The 18533-nt window shown below is 31.7% G+C and carries 21 protein-coding genes, 5 tRNA genes and 1 other annotated feature; of the genes, 7 read left to right on the forward strand and 19 right to left on the reverse strand.

Annotated features, from left to right (window positions below; all coding sequences use genetic code 4):
* Positions 1-358: 358 nt before the first annotated feature.
* The 19 genes from guaA to rpmF all read right to left on the reverse strand — a co-directional run bounded on the left by guaA (position 359) and on the right by rpmF (position 12919).
* Positions 359-1885, reverse strand: a complete 1527-nt coding sequence (gene guaA, locus OF376_RS00850; RefSeq protein ID WP_263821663.1) for a glutamine-hydrolyzing GMP synthase — start codon at positions 1883-1885, stop codon at positions 359-361.
* Between the two features lies 1 nt (position 1886).
* Positions 1887-2468, reverse strand: coding sequence for a xanthine phosphoribosyltransferase (locus tag OF376_RS00855; RefSeq protein WP_263821664.1), 582 nt, complete (start codon positions 2466-2468; stop codon positions 1887-1889).
* 70 nt (positions 2469-2538) lie between these two features.
* Positions 2539-3888 carry an NAD(P)/FAD-dependent oxidoreductase gene (locus OF376_RS00860; RefSeq protein ID WP_263821665.1) on the reverse strand — a complete coding sequence of 450 codons (1350 nt, stop codon included), beginning with the start codon at positions 3886-3888 and terminating at the stop codon, positions 2539-2541.
* 120 nt (positions 3889-4008) lie between these two features.
* Positions 4009-4824 carry an HAD family hydrolase gene (locus OF376_RS00865; RefSeq protein ID WP_263821666.1) on the reverse strand — a complete coding sequence of 272 codons (816 nt, stop codon included), beginning with the start codon at positions 4822-4824 and terminating at the stop codon, positions 4009-4011.
* Between the two features lie 113 nt (positions 4825-4937).
* On the reverse strand, positions 4938-5237 hold the full coding sequence (gene rpmA / locus OF376_RS00870) for a 50S ribosomal protein L27 (RefSeq protein WP_263821667.1): 300 nt from the start codon (positions 5235-5237) through the stop codon (positions 4938-4940).
* Between the two features lies 1 nt (position 5238).
* Positions 5239-5547 carry a ribosomal-processing cysteine protease Prp gene (locus OF376_RS00875; RefSeq protein WP_263821668.1) on the reverse strand — a complete coding sequence of 103 codons (309 nt, stop codon included), beginning with the start codon at positions 5545-5547 and terminating at the stop codon, positions 5239-5241.
* Between the two features lie 8 nt (positions 5548-5555).
* Positions 5556-5855: a 50S ribosomal protein L21 gene (gene rplU, locus OF376_RS00880; protein WP_263821669.1), complete on the reverse strand. Its 300-nt coding sequence runs from the start codon at positions 5853-5855 to the stop codon at positions 5556-5558.
* 17 nt (positions 5856-5872) lie between these two features.
* Positions 5873-5949, reverse strand: a sequence feature (ribosomal protein L21 leader region).
* 73 nt (positions 5950-6022) lie between these two features.
* Entirely contained in the window at positions 6023-6820 is a 798-nt protein-coding gene (locus tag OF376_RS00885; RefSeq protein ID WP_263821670.1) for a tRNA1(Val) (adenine(37)-N6)-methyltransferase, read from the reverse strand.
* 66 nt (positions 6821-6886) lie between these two features.
* Positions 6887-6960, reverse strand: a tRNA-Gly gene (locus OF376_RS00890).
* A gap of 4 nt (positions 6961-6964) precedes the next feature.
* Positions 6965-7050, reverse strand: a tRNA-Leu gene (locus tag OF376_RS00895).
* A 42-nt stretch (positions 7051-7092) separates the two neighbouring features.
* Positions 7093-7167: transfer RNA gene (locus OF376_RS00900), tRNA-Lys, on the reverse strand.
* Positions 7168-7204: 37 nt separating this feature from the next.
* Positions 7205-7279 (reverse strand) — tRNA-Gln (locus tag OF376_RS00905).
* A 1-nt stretch (position 7280) separates the two neighbouring features.
* Positions 7281-7364: transfer RNA gene (locus OF376_RS00910), tRNA-Tyr, on the reverse strand.
* Between the two features lie 84 nt (positions 7365-7448).
* Complete coding sequence (locus OF376_RS00915; RefSeq protein WP_263821671.1) at positions 7449-8027, reverse strand: hypothetical protein; 579 nt, start codon at positions 8025-8027, stop codon at positions 7449-7451.
* Between the two features lie 57 nt (positions 8028-8084).
* On the reverse strand, positions 8085-8912 hold the full coding sequence (locus OF376_RS00920) for a hypothetical protein (RefSeq protein WP_263821672.1): 828 nt from the start codon (positions 8910-8912) through the stop codon (positions 8085-8087).
* A gap of 3 nt (positions 8913-8915) precedes the next feature.
* Positions 8916-10247, reverse strand: a complete 1332-nt coding sequence (locus OF376_RS00925; RefSeq protein ID WP_263821673.1) for a hypothetical protein — start codon at positions 10245-10247, stop codon at positions 8916-8918.
* Positions 10248-10261: 14 nt separating this feature from the next.
* Positions 10262-12340, reverse strand: a complete 2079-nt coding sequence (locus OF376_RS00930) for a hypothetical protein (RefSeq protein WP_263821674.1) — start codon at positions 12338-12340, stop codon at positions 10262-10264.
* A 154-nt stretch (positions 12341-12494) separates the two neighbouring features.
* Positions 12495-12725, reverse strand: coding sequence for a hypothetical protein (locus tag OF376_RS00935; RefSeq protein ID WP_263821675.1), 231 nt, complete (start codon positions 12723-12725; stop codon positions 12495-12497).
* 23 nt (positions 12726-12748) lie between these two features.
* A complete protein-coding gene (gene rpmF, locus OF376_RS00940) occupies positions 12749-12919 on the reverse strand; it encodes a 50S ribosomal protein L32 (RefSeq protein WP_263817741.1) in 171 nt (56 codons plus the stop codon).
* 145 nt (positions 12920-13064) lie between these two features.
* Between rpmF and udk the strand changes: the two genes are divergently transcribed.
* The 7 genes from udk to OF376_RS00975 all read left to right on the forward strand — a co-directional run bounded on the left by udk (position 13065) and on the right by OF376_RS00975 (position 18304).
* Positions 13065-13688 carry a uridine kinase gene (udk, locus tag OF376_RS00945; RefSeq protein ID WP_263821676.1) on the forward strand — a complete coding sequence of 208 codons (624 nt, stop codon included), beginning with the start codon at positions 13065-13067 and terminating at the stop codon, positions 13686-13688.
* Between the two features lies 1 nt (position 13689).
* Complete coding sequence (locus tag OF376_RS00950) at positions 13690-13989, forward strand: hypothetical protein (protein WP_263821677.1); 300 nt, start codon at positions 13690-13692, stop codon at positions 13987-13989.
* Entirely contained in the window at positions 13979-14278 is a 300-nt protein-coding gene (locus OF376_RS00955; protein ID WP_263821678.1) for a NifU family protein, read from the forward strand. The genes OF376_RS00950 and OF376_RS00955 overlap by 11 nt, the downstream gene beginning before the upstream one ends.
* Positions 14279-14421: 143 nt before the next feature.
* Positions 14422-15540 (forward strand): DnaJ domain-containing protein, encoded by a 1119-nt coding sequence (locus OF376_RS00960; protein WP_263821679.1) that lies wholly within the window; start codon positions 14422-14424, stop codon positions 15538-15540.
* A complete protein-coding gene (gene grpE, locus OF376_RS00965) occupies positions 15540-16151 on the forward strand; it encodes a nucleotide exchange factor GrpE (RefSeq protein ID WP_263821680.1) in 612 nt (203 codons plus the stop codon). Before OF376_RS00960 ends, grpE begins: the two co-directional genes overlap by 1 nt.
* A gap of 67 nt (positions 16152-16218) precedes the next feature.
* On the forward strand, positions 16219-16629 hold the full coding sequence (gene cdd / locus OF376_RS00970; protein WP_263821681.1) for a cytidine deaminase: 411 nt from the start codon (positions 16219-16221) through the stop codon (positions 16627-16629).
* A gap of 13 nt (positions 16630-16642) precedes the next feature.
* Positions 16643-18304: a phospho-sugar mutase gene (locus OF376_RS00975; protein WP_263821682.1), complete on the forward strand. Its 1662-nt coding sequence runs from the start codon at positions 16643-16645 to the stop codon at positions 18302-18304.
* Positions 18305-18533 lie beyond the last annotated feature (229 nt).

The following is an 18533-nucleotide window of genomic DNA, read 5'->3' on the forward strand; positions in this document are numbered from 1 at the left end:
CTTTTATAAATTCATTATAAAAACGTTAAAAAAATATTTAATTTTCGGATACAAATTTTTTACAAAAAATAACCTTCTTTTTTTACCTAATTTTCGTCGATGAAATTTAATATCCTTTTTTTACAATTTTTCTATTTTTTCATGTTTTAATATTTTCTTTTTAACCTTATTTTTAGACTTGAATCTTTTATTATCTTTAATTTATCGAATGTAAAAGACACTAGAAATATAGTGTTGCACTGTCTTGTGTCGCTTGATTTCCTAACAATTTTTAAATTTTTTAGAAATAAAAAGCGCTAGCCAGATAAAACATCTGACGAGCGTTTTTGATTCGACTATTTAAAACTAAATGATCTTTTTATTCTCATTCAATTGTTCCAGGAGGTTTACTTGTAATATCGTAGACTACCCGGTTAATGCCTTTGATTTCATTCACAATCCGTGTTGCTGTTTTAGCTAAAACATCAAAGGGAATATGAGCAAAGTCTGCTGTCATTCCATCAATAGAGTTAACTGCACGCAAGGCTAAAGTATAGGCATATGTACGTTGGTCACCCATAACTCCAACCGATTTATTATTCAATAAAACAGTAAAGAATTGTCAGATGTCTTGGTCTAGTCCAGCTTTTTCTAATTCTTCACGGAAAATCGCATCACTTTCACGTACTAAAAATAATTTAACTTCTGTGATGTCTCCGATAACACGAATAGCTAGCCCTGGTCCTGGGAAAGGTTTGCGGTTAATAAAAGCATCATTTAAACCTAAGACTTTCCCTAAGGCACGCACTTCGTCTTTAAATAAGGTTTTAAGTGGTTCAATTAAAGAAAAGCCTAAATCTTTTGGCAATCCACCAACATTATGGTGTGATTTAATTGTTACAGCATTTTTGGTTCCTGATTCAATAATGTCTGTATATAAAGTACCTTGTGCAAGAAACTTCACATTCTTAATTTTTTGAGCTTCACGCTTAAAGATTTCAATGAACATTGCTCCAATGATTTTTCGTTTCTGTTCTGGTTCACTAACACCTTTTAGTGCATCTAAAAAATCTTTACTTGCATCAACATACACAAGTCCTTTACCAAATTGTTTAGAGAAAATTTCTAAAACGTTTTCTTTTTCATTTTTTCTTAATAAACCATGATCTACAAACACACAAGTTAATTGGTCACCAATCGCTTTTTTAATTAATGAAGCAGTCACCATTGAATCAACACCACCGCTTAATGCACAAATAACTTGTTGATCTTTCACTTCTTCTTTAATTGCTGCAATTTGTTGGTCAATAAAGTCGTTCATCGTTCATTCTTTTTTTGCTTGGCAAACATTGTAAACAAAGTTAGCTAACATGTCACGACCATTTGGCGTGTTGTTTACTTCGCAATGGTATTGAATTCCATATAATTGATCTTTTTGGTTTTCTACAATCACGTGTGGGCAATCTAATGAAGTAGCATAAGTTTCAAAACCAGGGGCTAAGGAAATTACACGATCAGCGTGTGACATTCAAACTTTTTGATCATCTTTTAAATTCGCACCGATGTGTGATGATGGTTTGATTGTAATTTGGGTATGACCGTATTCTGCACATTCTGCTTGGCGCACTTTTCCACCTAATAAATGCATCATCAATTGCATTCCATAACAAACACCTAAAACTGGTTTGTTTAATTGAAATATTTGTGGATGAATTGTCATGGCATTTTCTTCGTAAACAGAGTGTGGTCCACCCGATAAGATGAATCCTAAAACACTCGGGTCATGAAAGTATTTAGGGGCATCACTATGATCAATTAATTCACTATAAACACCTAGTTCACGAATCCGACGAACTAGTAATTGGTTGTATTGGCTACCAAAGTCAACAACTAAAATTTTATGCATACTATTCCTCCTCAATAAATTGAACACCAGCTTGCGGATCTAAAGAAGTGATCCGAGCTAATGAATAAACATTATAATTTTGCTCGTCTAATAATTGACGTCCTGATTGGAAAGTTTTTTCAATTAGGATACCAAAGTTTTGCATTTTAGCGTGGGCTTGTTCAACCAGTTCAACAGCCCCTAAACAAGCTTGTCCATTAGCTAAAAAATCATCAATAAATAAACAATTATCATTGGCATTTAAAAGTTTTTTAGCAATGCTAACTTTATATTCAATACATTTTGTGAAAGAGTAAACATTAGCACTATAAACATTTTCATCTGTGGTAACACTTACCGTTTTTTTAATAATGATTAATGGTACACGCAATTTTAAAGCAACAAGCACAGCAATCGAAATACCTGAAGATTCAATAGTTACTACCTTCGTAATTGCTTGATCTTTAAAACGTTCATAAAAAGCCTGTGCTAATTGATCCATTAAAATGGGGTCCACTGCGTGATTAATGAAGGTGTCCACTTTTAAGATACTTGAGCTTAAAATAACGCCATCTTTTCTGATTCGTTGTTCTAATAGTTTCATATTTTTATCCCTTTTTTTCCAAACATATCTTTTTATTATAAGAACAAAGCACAAAAATTGTTAGATTATTTTATTTTCTTTTCGGCAATTGTTCTGCTAAATAACGAGCAACATAAACACCAGAGGCTGATGCGTGACTTAAAGAGTGGGTCACACCTGATGCATCACCAATACTAAATAGCCCTGGTAAAGTAGTTTCTAAATGTTGATTAACATCCACTTCCATGTTATAGAATTTAACCTCAACACCATACAGTAATGTATCATCATTAGCAGTTCCGGGTGCAATTTTGTCTAAGGCAAAAATCATATCAACGATATCATCTAATAAACGTTTTGGTAAAACTAATGATAAATCCCCTGGAGTGGCCTTTAGAGTTGGTGTTAAAAAGCTCTTGTCAATTCGTGATTGTGTCGATCGACGACCATTAATTAGATCACCGAAACGTTGCACCATCACGCCTCCACCCAGCATATTACCAAGTCGAGCAATACTTTCACCATACTCATTACTATTTTTAAATGGTTCAGTAAATTCTTGAGATACTAGTAAAGCGAAGTTAGTATTATTTGACAACATATCTTCACCTTCATAACTATGCCCATTAGCAGTTAATAACCCATCCGTATCTTCTTGCACTACAAATCCACGAGGATTCATACAGAATGTACGAACTCAGTCATTGTATGTTTTGGTTTGATGCACTAGTTTTGATTCATATAAGATATCAGTTAAGTGCTTAAAAATTTCATATGGTAATTCTACACGTACTCCGATGTCAACCCGGTTACTTTTCGTTTGAATTGATAATTTCTTAGAAATTTCTTCCATTCATTTTGAACCACTTCGCCCCGTACTAATAACACATTTTTCACCAGTGAAAACCTCGTTATCTTCATTTGTTAAAACAAAATTACCATCGGCTCGGTGATCAACATCAACAATCGCTTTTTCAAAATAAAAGTCAACTTTATCTTTTAAGAATTCATATAGATTTTTAAGCACAATTTGGTTGATGTCTGTCCCTAAATGACGCACCTTTGCACTCAATAAATAAAGATCATTTTTTAAACAAATTGTTTTTAAATGACTATCCACATTTGTGAACATTTTAGCTTTATCGCCACCGTTTTCACAATTGATTTGATCAACATATTCCATCAATTCAATCGCTTTATCCTTACCAATGTGTTCGTATAATGTACCACCAAATTCATTTGTAATATTAAATTTACCATCACTAAAGGCTCCAGCACCACCGAAACCATTCATGATTGAATAATTACCATTAATCCGTTTTTCAAGATCTGGTCCTTTTTCAAAAATACCCACTTTTAGATCAGGTCTTAATTTCATTAATTCATATGCTGAATAAATCCCTCCTGGTCCAGCACCAATAATTAAAACATCATATTTCATAATTTATATCCTCTACTTTTTTCTTCTTTGTAATGGGTGCAAGCACCCGGTTAATTAAAATTCTTTAGAAAATAAAAAAATTCTTTAGAAAATAAAAAAAATGCCGACAACAGCATTTATCTAAATTAACTTTAATAGTGTTTGTGCAATCGCGTTGGTAGTACATTCCCCAATCACGATATCAGCAACTTTTTTAGCTTCGTGTGTAGCATTCCCCATAGCAATCCCTACACCAGCATTACTTAACATTTGAATATCGTTTCCAGAGTCGCCAAAAACGATTGTTTGTGATGGATCTAGTTTTAATTGTTCAACAACCTCTAAGATCCCTGTTCATTTATTAATATTTTTAGCGTTAATGTCTACGTAAAAATCGCTTGTGTGTGTAATTTGATAAACATCACCAAAGCGTTCTAATGTTTTTAAATATTCTTGTTGAATGATTTCTTTGCCACCACGAATAGCAACTTGAATCATTTCATGTTTTTTATCTTTTGCATATTCTTTAAAAGTTTGCAAATCAATAAATTCGTGTTTATTAAAATCCATGTTCTGTTCTACTGTTCAAACTGGTAATGGGTCATCTTTTAAATAACTCATCGAACATTCCAGCGTATCAATACGTGCTAAAAGATGATTTTTTAAGGCACTTTCCATTAAAAATTCTCAGGCATCAATATTAATTTTTCCAACAATTTTTAAATCTTGTGAAGCTACGTGATAAATCACTGCACCGTTGGAAGCAACAATGTATGTGAATAAATGTTCATGACCTTTAATAGCCTCTAAAATGTTCCCCAGTGATCGCCCTGTAGAAATTATGACATCATGGCCAGCCTGACGAATTCTTTTTAATGCTTCTGGCGTTTCATCATGCATATTATTAGCGTGCATGAATAACGTTCCGTCTAAATCAAAAGCAAAAACTTTTTTCATCTATAATCCCCCTAATATGATTATTTTATAACATATTAACAAATAAATAAAGACCCATGAAGATATCTAGCAAATAAAAAAACCCAACGCGGCTTGCGTTGAGTTATTATTAATTATTTATTTTCAGAAACTAAAACAGAAACTTTTGTTTTAGATCCCATGAATTTTGTATATTTAACTGTGCCATCCACTTTTGCGAAAAGTGTATGATCTTTTCCTTGTCCAACATTTAAACCAGGATAAATTCGGTTTCCTCGTTGACGATAAATAATTTGACCAGCTTTAGTGAATTGACCATCACCTAATTTTGCACCAAGGTATTTGGGATTTGAGTCACGACCATTTTTCGAAGAACCTACCCCTTTTTTAGATGCAAAAAGTTGTAGATTTACGTTTCATAATAATTTTTTCATTTTACTTTTCCTTTGTTAGTTCATATGTAAATTCTTGAATTTCTATATATTGATTATAACTTTGCGCTACACTAGCTAATTGTATGTAAATTAAATTTAAATACATTAGATTAGTTTCGTTTTTTTGCTTAATGGTTAAATGATAATAACCATCACGCATAACAACGTTGATCGCATCTTCATCAAATCAATTTAACGCACTTAAACTAATTGCACTCACTCCAGCACAAACAATGTCTTGTCCGTACTTTCCAGCGTGTGCATGACCTTCGATAACTAAGGCGTTTAAGTATTTTTTAATAGAAATCATAGTGATAATTATTTATTAATTGCTTCGATTTTTAATTGAGTATATGGTTGACGGTGACCTTGACGTTTCATATGGTGTTTTTTAGATTGGTGTTTAATAATGTTAATTTTCTTTTGTTTCCCATGTTTTAAAACGGTTGCTGTTACGTAAGCGTTTTGAACATATGGGTTTCCGATTTGGTCTTCTAACATTACTACTTGGTCAAGTTTAACACTTGCATTCACTTCTGCGTCTAGTTTTTCAACATAGATAATATCGCCTTGTTGAACTTTATATTGTTTTGCACCAGTTTGAATAATAGCAAACATATAAGTTCTCCTTTTTTTTATCAACTTAGACTCACCATAGAGGTATTTTAACTAGTAAAATTTGTAAACCTTTTCTGTGTGGTTGAAGCTGCATATTTACAAGAATACACAGCATTAAATATTATACTATATTCTTTGTTTTAATACAAATCTAATTAATCTATAAACTATTTTTTAGGCTTGTTTTTGGTCTTTTTCGGCACTTCATAAGTGTTGATGCGGTGATAAAACAAAGCTTCGGGAGTGTATGAATGATCGTTCGGTTTTTCGTTGTGCAATAAAAGACTTTTTTCCACCACCAATCCCGGAGTTGTGTTGTAGATAGCTTCGATTAAAACTAAACAACTGGGCTTATAGGGTCGCGGATAAATCATTTTTAATCGCTTTGGTTCGAATTTATACTGACGCATTAAACAAATAATGTCAGCTAAACGCACACTTGAAACAATCATGCTCAACACACCTTTTTGTTTTAATATTTTTTGTACTCCAAGCATAATTTGCTCAAACGTTAATGACTGTTCATACAAAGCATTTTCGCTTGCTTTGGAAATATTTTTATTTTTTAATCCGGATGGTAAATGATACGGTGGATTGCAAACAACTAAATCATAACGGTCTTTTTCATCTAGATGGTTGTTTTGTACATATTCATTAAAATCAGCATGAATAACGCGAATACGGTCTGACATTTGATTATATTCAATGTTATATAAAGCTAAATCAATTGCCTGCTCATTAATTTCAATACCATCAATAGTCATGTCATTTTTACGAGCTGCTAGTAATATTGATAAAGCAGCATTATTTAAGCCAATTTCACAAACTTTTTTGGTTTTGGCTTTTAAACTAGCTCAATTAGCTAATAACAACGTATCAATAGAAAAATTAAATTGGTCTTTATCTTGGTATAAGAATAAACCTGTATCATAACCTAATTGGTTTTTAACTCATGCTTTTTTCATTTATGAATCCTTTATAAAATGTTAATAGTATAAAAAAATGACCGCAGTGCGGTCATAAAGCTCCAATGGAGCGGGTGATGGGAATCGAACCCACACTAATAGCTTGGAAGGCTATAGTTCTACCATTGAACTACACCCGCAAAATGGTGCTGGAAGAGGGACTTGAACCCTCACGACCGTGAAGTCATTGGATTTTAAGTCCAATGCGTCTACCATTCCGCCACTCCAGCAAAATGCCATATATCATATACATAATATATGGTTAGAAATAATGGTGCCCCATGTAGGGTTCGAACCTACGACCCCTTCATTAAAAGTGAAATGCTCTACCACTGAGCTAATGAGGCGTTAACTATATAGAAATCTATATAGGTGATGTTTTAATGGCTGGCCTGGCAGGGATCGAACCTGCGCGTGGAAGAATCAAAATCTTCTGCCTTACCGCTTGGCTACAGGCCAATGGTGGACAGAGTAGGATTCGAACCTACGAACCTCTCGGAGCCGGGTTACAGCCGGATGCGTTTGGCCACTTCGCTATCTGTCCATTTAAAAGCACTATATAATTATATACAATAACACCTAAAAAAGCAACATATTTTTAATTTTTTTTATAAAGATAAAAATTGCTTTAAATACAAACGAAAGTAGCATATAGTTTTTTTAATTTTTGAACTAAATTATAAACTTGTTTTTTAGTCTTTTGAAAACGTTTTGCTAATTCATCAACATTATAGTGCTTTTTGATTGACAAAAAGAAAAGGTGTAAATGCGGATGATTTAATTGTAAATGTTTTTCAAATGATTTGGTATAAAAATTTTTTCAAAATGTGGTTTCAAAGTCATTTTGACTATCATTTAAATTCATTAAATTATATTTTTCATCCTCTGCAAGACAATTGGAGAGGATTTTATTTTTAGAATTCTGATTTTTACGTTGTTCATCTATGAATAAACAATATAAACATTTCTTCATAAAGCCAATAGTCAAAGCTCAATTAGTTGGCTGAGCGAATAAACTATTTGCCCCTTTCTTAATTGCTTGATAGACGAAAACAGCATACTCATCCAGTTTAATAAGATGAGCATTGAAACTCTTTTGAACTCAACGACCAAGATACATATAAAACATCTTGTAAAAACGTTGATAAAATCACGACAATACTAGTTGATCGTTTTGTTTGATTAAAAATAAAATCCCTTGTAGCATATGAATCACCATGATAAGCATAGTTCATTGAGCTACTAAAGGATTATTATAAAATAATTATTTTTTTGTTATTTTTTTGAAATAGTTTAAAAACAAACATAGGGTGGTTAGTTTGCCTATGCCTCCTGGCGAAGGACTAACGTGAATCTTGTGTTTTTCTTGATATTCAGGATTATATTTAAAAGCGCCAAAAATTTTGTTTTCTTGTTCTTCTAAAGTAACATCAATCAAAAAACTGTTATCCTTTAAATCTCGCACGTCATAGGCGTGGGCTTGATTAATACATGCCAATACACAATCAGCGTTTTGCAAAACAGCTTCTTTTTGTTCATTATTCCGCCCAATTAAAAAAGCTTGAGCAAATTCGTCTTTTAAGAGAGTATATAAGTATTTCCCTAAATGTTCAGATCGACCTAAAACACATAAAGTAGGTCGTGATGGGAATCAATGTTGAATCGCCTTAAATAATGTCATAACTGCTAAAACAGTTGCCGGATAATAAATAATTTGATCTTGTTTATCTTCTAAATATTTAAAAGAATCTAGCCCATCAATATCATTATCTAGATTTAAATAATCTCATAAACCTAAACCAGTTCTTGTTTCTACACGTATGGGCAGTTCGTAAAAAAGAAAGTCATTCTGCGCATGAATCTTTTTCATGAGTTTATCAAAATCAGCTTTATTTGTAAAATTAGCAAGGTCATAAAATGCCAAGGGAATATTTAATTGCTGAGCATATTTTTCCTTAACTCGCAAATACAAACTATCCCGGGGCACAAAAAAAGAATCATAGAAAATATGAATTACTTTCTGATGATCTTTCTTTTGGTTTTTTAATTCATTATTTAATTGGATAAATAAATCATTAATTATTCGCTTCATGTATTATTTCTTTTTAATCTTAACAGATACAGGAATTTCGTTGACATATGCATTCATGAATAAATCACGAGGTTCATTTGTCACAACGTTTACATGGTAGTCAGGGATAATTTTTGTTTGTTTATAAACTGTGTTTGTAATCACTTCATCGTGTTCATGATCATTTTTATAACCTGTTTCATCTAACACAATTTCATGAACGAATCTTTCTTCATTATCAGAAGAAATGATGGCATTCTTAGCTGAGTTAGCAACCATTTTAGAAATTTTTGTTAACATTGTAACGTAATTACCATATGACGCTAATGGGTGGTCTGCTTGTTTTAAAGTCGATAATAAACGTTCTAGTAAATCAATATTTTTTTCAATAGCTGATAAAATTGTAATTTCCGCACCCATGACTTTTAAGAATTCTAATTGTAAAGCATATAGATCTTGTTCATATACTTCATCTTTTTCATAGTAATTGTTTAATTTTTCACGTTGTAATTTTGTTCGTTTAATAATTAAACCAATTCGTAATAATTCTTGTTCGTTTAATAATTTTTCTAAATCATTAATTAAACCAAATTGTCCAGAGATTAATAAAGCAATTGATGAACTGTTTGCAAAAGAAGTATCGTTGATATTTTTCTTGTGAATTAATAAATCAGATCATACAGCGTCAATCACATCATTACGTTTTTCATCGTATTGAGCTCTTAACATTTCTGTTTTTTCTTCTTCACTTGCACTAATTTTGTCGTAAATTTTTTGTTCACGAGGTGTTAAATTAATATCAGTAAAGTCTGTATCTAAATTTTCGTGATTGATTAATTGGTAATAACGACGTAGTTTACGTTTTAGTAGTTTGTCAGACTTGACTTTAACTTTTTCAACTTCTAAAAATTCTTCGTGGCTAACTGCAGTTAGTAAATGTGCATCTCATTCAAAAGCTAAACGGTTGCAAACTGTTTGAACATTTTGAATATGGTTATTTAACATTTTTTGGTTGTTAATCACGTCAGGAACATCTTTTTTGTGTTTCTTTGTTTCCTTGCTCTTTAAGTAAGCGCTTGTAATATCTTCGTATAATTCAGTAACTTTATCTTCAATATCTTGACGATAATTTTCTACACCTTTAGTGTCAAATTCGTTGTTATTGATAATTAAAGCAGCAACAGAATCATGGTGTGAGTGTACCTTGTTTAAACCATCCGTTTTAATAAAAGGGTCAAGAACGTTATCTTGTGAAGTTTCTTCGGGTTTTCTAAAGATTTGGTTATCGCCTCTCTTTAAAAGCACTCGTTCTTCGTCGAATGTTAATTCAACATATTTTTCAAATGTTTTATTCATTGTTCTTCCCTCCTCTATTTATTTTTCTTTCTTTTAAATCATGGTACTCGTTTTTTCTCAGTCGGTTCTTTTTGTTCGTGCGATTTTACTAAGAATTCGTTGCTTACTTCGACTTGTTTTACATCTAATTGATCGTTTTCGAAAGCTTCAAGCATTTCAGCATATTCTAATGCTAATAAATCATCATAATCATTATCAACATTTGATGATTCGTGTTTTTCTGGTTTATCGTTTTTTGGTAATTCATTAAAGTCTTTTAAACAAACATCGCCAGCTTTAAGTGGTTGTTCATCTTTTAAGTAATGTACGTCATTTGTTTCTTGATATTTTTTCATATTATCTAAAATAATTTGACGTTGATCTAAAATTTTGAATTTATTATTAACGTTAGCGTTTTCTTCGTCAGAATATTTTTTGATTAAATCCAGTTTTTCTTTTTGTAATTCTTCTTGTGAGCCTGTCGGAACTGGGTCAACATCAATTTTAATTTCTTCATCAGTAACTACATTTTTCACTAATAACATTTCTGGCGATGATTCAGCAACTACTTCTTGAACTTCACCATCATTTTGTTTATGTTCTAAGTCTTTAATCATTGATTCATAATGTTTAATTTCTTTGTCAACATAATAATTAATGTCTTCATTGACAGCGGTGGTTTTTTTTGGTGAATCTTTAATAGATAAACTTTCTTTGTTTGTGCTACTTTCGATTTCTTCTTCTTCGTCGTCTAATTCTTCATCATTAACCATTTCTGGTTCACTATTATGGTGTGTGTCTTTTTCAAAGATCATGTCCACATTCGCTTCGTTTTTTCACATAGGTTCAGATTCGTGATGTAATGCATTGGCATTTAAATCCTTTTGATGCATTGCGTGTAAGTAATCTTCTTCAATTAGAATTTCTTCATAACCAACACTATCAGCTAAAGCTTCTTTTTCGCTAACTGTTTGTTGAGTTTCGTATTTTTCTAAAAAATCATTGTATTCTGATTCTAATTTAGCTTGCTCTTCTTTGTTTAAGTAAACCGGTTGTTCAAGTTCACGATTTTCATCAATTAAAGGATCTTTAGTTGCTTCTATAGATTCTTCTTCTACTGTTTCTAAAATCGGTTGGTTGAAATTAACCTTTAAACCGCTAGCAGATTGAATTACTGCTGAGGAAATATCATTCACATCAACATCGCTTTTCAATGTACTTGTTGAACATGTTGTTGGTGCAGCAGTTTCATCAATTGGTAAATTATTATAAATTTCTGGTTGGAAATCTGAATGTTTTTTATCTGATTCTAATTTTGCATTGCCTTGTGGCGCAACAGGTGTTGTAGATGATGGGATGTCTTTTAGTTTTGACACCATTTGTTGAAAATTGCGATCGTTTAGGAAATCTTTACGAACACGGTAGTCATATTCAGTAAACTCTGCTGGAATCCGGTCAACACCAAGACCAACACTTGCTCATTCTTGTTCAAATTCAGGATTAGTTTTAGCTTGAATAATTGATAATAAATATAAAAGAATCAATTGAATATCTAATGACGCTTCCAATTCTGCTTTTTGTTCTGTGAAATCTTCTTCATCATGAATATGTTTTGTAATGTGGTGGTCTTCTAATTCTAGAACATCGTATTTCATGTTTTTGATGTTTAATGATAGTTCATCTAAACATTTTAAGACTTTTTCTTCTAGTACTTTTAAGTCATCTAGATTTTTATTTTTATATGGTTCGTTAGCTAAAAAACAATCAAGGATTTGAGTAGTTTTTAACTTGTGCCCTAAAAAATATTTACGTATTAAATCATAAACTCGTGATTCATAATACGTTAAATATGAGATATTTTGAGATTCGTAATCATAATCATCAAAAATATCTAATAATGTTTTTTTATCTGCTGCTTGTTCATTATAAAAAGTAAAGGCTTTTGTTACCATTTTATCTAATTTAATTTCATCAGCAAATGAGTTAATGCTGGTTGCGCTAACAAATCGATTGTTCACGACTATTTCTTGGTTTTCTAAATCAACGATACCAAGACTTTCTGCTTGTTTTTTGCTTAAAAACAAAGTTGAGCTGTGTTTGTTTATTTTGTTCATTTTTAATTCACCTGTGTTTTTGCTTATGTATAATCTTTGAAAATACTCTTTAATTATAAATTAATCCATTTAAAAATGCATTAATATATATCACAATTATGTAAATATGTTAATTTTTTTATTATTAAAATTAGAAAAAAGGTTAATGCGAGCACTAACCTTTTTTAATACCGATAATAATAGCGACAACAATAATGATCCCAATTGTGATAAACATAGTTGTAATCGCAATAATTAAATTAATAACAAAATTTTTAGATTGTTTTTTAATTTGTTTTTCGGAATACTGACTAATATTGGGGATATTCAAGACACGAGCTAATTGTTCTGATTGTTTGTTAGCAACCATTTTTTTATTAGTCGTTGTACTTTTATTTTTGATCATAGAAAAAGTTCTTAGGATCGAAATTAAATATCGAATTTGTTGTCTCGATATGTTTTGCAATCACGGCAAGCACGGTGAGGTAATAGTGCTTTCCCGCAACTAGGGCATGAAGTTGTAATCGCAACTTCTAAGTGATCGTGACTACGACGCATATTACGACGTGATTTACTCACTCTTCTTTGTTGAACAGCCATCTAATCGCCTCTTTCTAAAAATAAGTATTTGTGTGTTTGTAATACATTTAAATATTATACTATATAAAATTCAAAAAAACCACTATTAATTGGTTCTACATTATATATAATTATTATATTATACGTTTTTTAGGATTGATGTAAAATGAGAAAACCTGTTTTAATTATTGCTATTGCCGGAGCAAGTGGTTCGGGAAAGACCACAATTGCCCAAACAATTATGAATGCTATGCCTGAAGGTAAAAAATGTGCAATTATTTGTCAAGATTCATATTATCACCCAGTCAATATTATTCAAGAAAAATTAAATGGTGTTGTCAATTTTGATCACCCCAAAAGTTTTGATTGAGAATTAATGCGCCAGCAAATCTTTGCTATCAAAAATAACCAAGCAGTGGACATCCCAATCTATGACTACGTTAAGCATCAACGTCAAAAAGAAACCTATCATTTAGCAGGTGTCGATGTTTTAATTGTCGAGGGTATTTATGCCATTTATGATGAAATACTTAACGATCATATTGATTTAAAAGTCTTTGTACAAACGCCTAAAGACGAATGTTTAATGCGCCGAATCTTGCGAGATTTAAAAGAGCGTGGGCGTGATATCGATTCGATCGCTGAACAATGACGCACAACTGTTTCTTTAATGTATGATCAATATGTTAAACCATCACAAATCAACGCGGATATAATTGTTCCCTGAAGCGAAAAAAATCAAACTGCATTAGATTTATTGATTGATGTTTTCCATCATCGCGTATTATAAAATGAAACGTATTACGACCAAAAGATTTGTCATTACTGATCACGCCTTAAAAAGAATCCGTGAACGTCATCCCAAATTTAAAGATAATCCAGGTATTTCTAGTTTAATTATTTCATCAGAAATTAATACTTGACTCGCTAACATCCGACCATCACGATCAATGCAGAATCCTAATCATTTATTTTTTATAGATCCTTATAACCCTGGTTTTCAATTTTTAGTGACTGAAAACTCACAAGAATATTTAATCATTACATATAGTGCACATAACCACCGCAAGAAAGGTATTTATGCCAAATAAATATACCCCTGACATGCACGAACAAGATTTAAAGAAAATTCAATCTGTGTTGAATGATTTACGTATTTATGTCCAAGCGGATGGTGGTGATTTTATTTTTGATCGATACGAAAATCAAATCGTTTATATCCAGTTATCAGGTGCTTGCGTTGGTTGTTTTTTGACCAACGTTACTTATGAGGAAAATTTAAAAAAAATCCTTATGCAAGAAGTACCTAATATCAAGGATGTTGTTCTTACACAACCCAATAATGCCAACCCTTTAAACCCTTTACCTTTCAAAATTTAAACAAACCAATTTGTTGGTTTTTTATTTTGTAAAAGCAAAAAACTAAGCCACTAATGTTTTAGCAATCAAACAGAAACATTGCTAAAAAATGACTGATTAGTGTATAATTTATTAAAGTATGTCATTTTTTAATAGGAGAAAATATGAGTAAACGCGATTATTATGAAGTTTTAGGTGTAAGCAAAACAGCTACACAAGATGAAATTAAAAAAGCTTTTCGGAAATTAGCTAAAGAATATCACCCTGATAAAAACGATTCGCACGATGCTGAGAACCGTTTTAAAGAAATTAATGAAGCTTATGAAGTTTTAAGTGATGAAACTAAACGGGCTAATTATGACCGTTTTGGTCATGATGCAGCTAATCAAGGGTTCCATCAACAAGGCGGTTTCGGTGGTTTCGGTGGGTTTGAAGATATCTTCTCAAGTTTCTTTAATACCGGAGCAGCAAGAGGTTTTAATTCTTTTGAAGAAGAAGAAGAAATTCAAGGCGATATTCATTTAGCGTTACGTTTAACTTTCTTCGAAGCTATTAAAGGTACGACAAAAGAAATTCAATATGACCGTCAAGTAACATGTGATGAATGTCACGGAGTCGGTGCACCAAGCGTAGCTGATATTAGTACCTGTGCAACTTGTCATGGTTCTGGTCAGGTTGTTTTCCAAACTCAAACAGCTTTTGGTGTTTTCCAACAACAAGCAGCTTGCGACACTTGTCGAGGACGAGGAAAAACAAATAAAAATCCTTGTAAAAAATGTCGGGGAAATAAAACCATTAAAACCCCTACAAAAATTAGTTTGGTGATTGAACCTAACACTTTAGATCAAGAAAAACAAAAAATCAGCCGTAAGGGTAATAATGTTAATGGTGTTGAGCATGACTTATATCTTCATATCAATGTTATTCCACACCAATACTTTAAAACAAACAAACTAGACTTATATATTACAGTTCTTGTTGATCCTTTCGTTTGTTTAGTTGGAGGCGAAGTAGAATTTGTTACTGCTTATAATAAACACAGTTTCAACATTCCTGCCAACACCAAAGATGGCAAACAATTCCAAATTAAAGGTATTGGTTTGAAAAACCGTAAAAACAACTTATTTAATAAAAAACAAGGTGATGCTTACATCACGATTAAATATGCTAAGACTAAAAAAATGACGCCTGAACAATTGGCATTTATTCAAAACATGAATAAACAAAAAAATCCCGAAGTCGAAGACTATAATAATAAATGATTAAAGGAAGTGCAAAAATAATGGCTGATAAAAACAAAAAACACGATCATCATGATCACACAACAAAACCTGAGCAAAAAGAGTATAATGTGCAAGCTCTTTTAAAAGAAATTAGTGAATTAAAAGAACAAAACAACACTTTGTTGGCTGCAAACCAAACACTGCAAAAACAAATTGACCAGTTAAATCAGGATTATGTTTCCAAGCTAACTGCTAAAACAGAAGAAATTAAGGGCATATTAAAAACCAAAGAACAAGCATTAGAAGCACGATTCGCTGATGAAGTAAAAATGGGTATTTTCAAAATTTTCAAATACGATATGGATACGTTATTAACACAAATTAACCATTTCAGCAAAATTGTAAATAACCAATATGATGACCCTAAATTACAAGGCTTTTTAGTTGGTTTCCAAATGATTGCTAACCAAATGCAAGCTGGATTAAGTGATTTAAGTATCCATATAGTTAATCCTGTAGTGGGTGAACTTTTGGATGATGACACAATGGAAGTTTTTGAAACTATTAAAACGGATGAACACCCAGCTTTAACCATCCTAGAAGTTATTAGCCCTGGTTATACATACGACAATAAGACAATTAAATTTGCTGTTGTCCGTGTGGCAGCATAATTAAACGCATTACGCGTTTTTTCTTTTCTTGCTTTTATATGATTTATAAAATGGTAAAATTATGGATATGAATACAAAATTAAACTATCAATCAATTTACGAAAAACTCAAAGCTTTACAAGCTCATGCCTATGCCCCTTATTCGCATTACCCTGTCGCCTCAATTGTGCAGTGCCAAAATAATTATTATCCAGGTGTAAATGTGGAAAACGGCTCTTATGGTTTAACAGTTTGTGCTGAGCGCAATGCTATATTTCAAGCAATTGCTTACGGCGAAAAGCAGATTGAGTCAATCTATTTAATTACAAACGACAATAACAATACGGGAACGCCGTGTGGTGCTTGTCGTCAAGTTATATCTGAATTTATGAACCCTAAACAAAACGTAGTTGTTTTTAACCAAGATGGGTCGTATCGTGAATTTACTTTAGAAGACTTATTACCGTTTGGTTGAAGCGCAAATGTGTCTTTAAAATAGGAGAGTCAAAAAAATGAATCAATTAGTCACCAAAACTTTAGCTTCCGATTTAATTAGTCAGGAAGAGAAAACCTATATCGAAGGATTAAGTGAACAAGAACAAAACGAATTATTCGACCCAAACTATAAATTTAAGTTTGGAACAGCTGGTATCCGTTTACCATTAGGTATGGGAACGCGGCAATTAAACGTTTTCACTTATACCCAACTAATTTTAGGTTATATTAAGTACTTACAAACAATCCCGCCTAAAAACAATGAATTTCACCGTGTTGTCTTAGGTCGTGATAATCGTTATTTATCACGTGAGGCGATGATTTTAGCTTCACAAATCTTTTCAAGCTTTGGTTTCGAAGTCTTTGTTCCTCAAGACTATGAAATGTTAGCAACACCCATTGTTTCTTATTTAATTAATGAATTAGATTTAGATGGGGGGATTATGTTTACAGCTTCACATAACCCAAAGACCGACAACGGATTTAAGGTTTATAATAACGTTGGTGCGCAACCAATAACTGCGGTTACTGATTTAATTGAAACATTTATCCCCACATATGAAGAAGCTATGGCTTTTGATTTTGAAGTCGATGAAGAATTAATTTTATTCATTGATGAACATGAAATTACTGGTTACTTTGATACCATTAAAGAAAATTTAATTCATACAAATAAAAACAGTGAAAAACAATTTAATACTGTTTTAACAACTCACCACGGAGCAGGTTCTTATAATATGCCTGTCTTCTTAGAATCATTGGGTTATGAAATTATTAATGTCAATGAACAAAACTTTGAAAACCCAGACTTTATCAATGATGTGAGTTCTAACCCTGAGGACCAAGCATCATTTACTAAAGCACTTGAATACGCAGAAAACAACAATGCTACAGTAATGATTGGTATTGACCCCGATGCTGATCGTATGGGTGTTGCAGTGTTGCACGATAACCAATGATATTATTTAAGTGGTGATCAAACGGGCGTCCTTTTTGCTTATTACTTATTAAATAACAAAACATATCATAAGAATAAATACATTATTTCTACTATTGTTTCTAATACATACGTTCAAAGAATTGCAGACGACTTCAATACAAAAGCTTATTATGTTGGCGTGGGTTTCAAACACCATGGTAATTTAATTGCTGAATTGCGTCACGAAGCTGATTTAGTTGTGGCTTTTGAAGAAGCTATTGGAACTAACTTAATCGATATGAATAATGATAAAGATGGTTACCAATCAGCCGCTTTCATTTTAGAACTAATTGCCTTCTACCAAAACCAAGGTCTTACTCTTTTAGATGTCTTTAGTAAATTAATATTCCCACAATATGGTTATTGATATGCTCATACTTACCCATTTGTCTTTAAAAATAAAGATTGAAAACCCCAAGCTCAAGAGCTTTTAATGAAATTACAAAACAATACATTAACTCATTTATTAGATTTAAAAATTGAGCGTGTGGAGTATAACGAAGAATACAAATATGTCACTTGATTCTTATCAAATGATAGTACAATTAAATTCCGTTTATCAGGAACAGAACCGAAATTTAAAATCTATGTTAATTTAATCGAACCAGAATATAATAACGAAACCTTCTGATATACTTATTTCGAAAACAAAGCTCAAAGCATTATTGAAATTTTAAAAAACCATTTACAATTACCATAGATCATAGATTGTTGATTTTGCAACAATCTTTTTTTATGCAAAAGCAAAACATTTTTCTGTATAATGCTGGATTATGTGTTATTTTAATAGGAATATTGTATCGATATTAACGAGTATACATATGAAAAAGAAACAATTATTTTTTAAAAAACGATTATCTATCTTTTTATTAGTTATTAATTTATGATTATGCTTTCTGATTCGTTAATACTTTAATGACAAAACAAAA

Source organism: Ureaplasma miroungigenitalium (assembly GCF_025780085.1).
GTDB lineage: Bacteria > Bacillota_I > Bacilli_A > Mycoplasmatales > Mycoplasmoidaceae > Ureaplasma > Ureaplasma miroungigenitalium.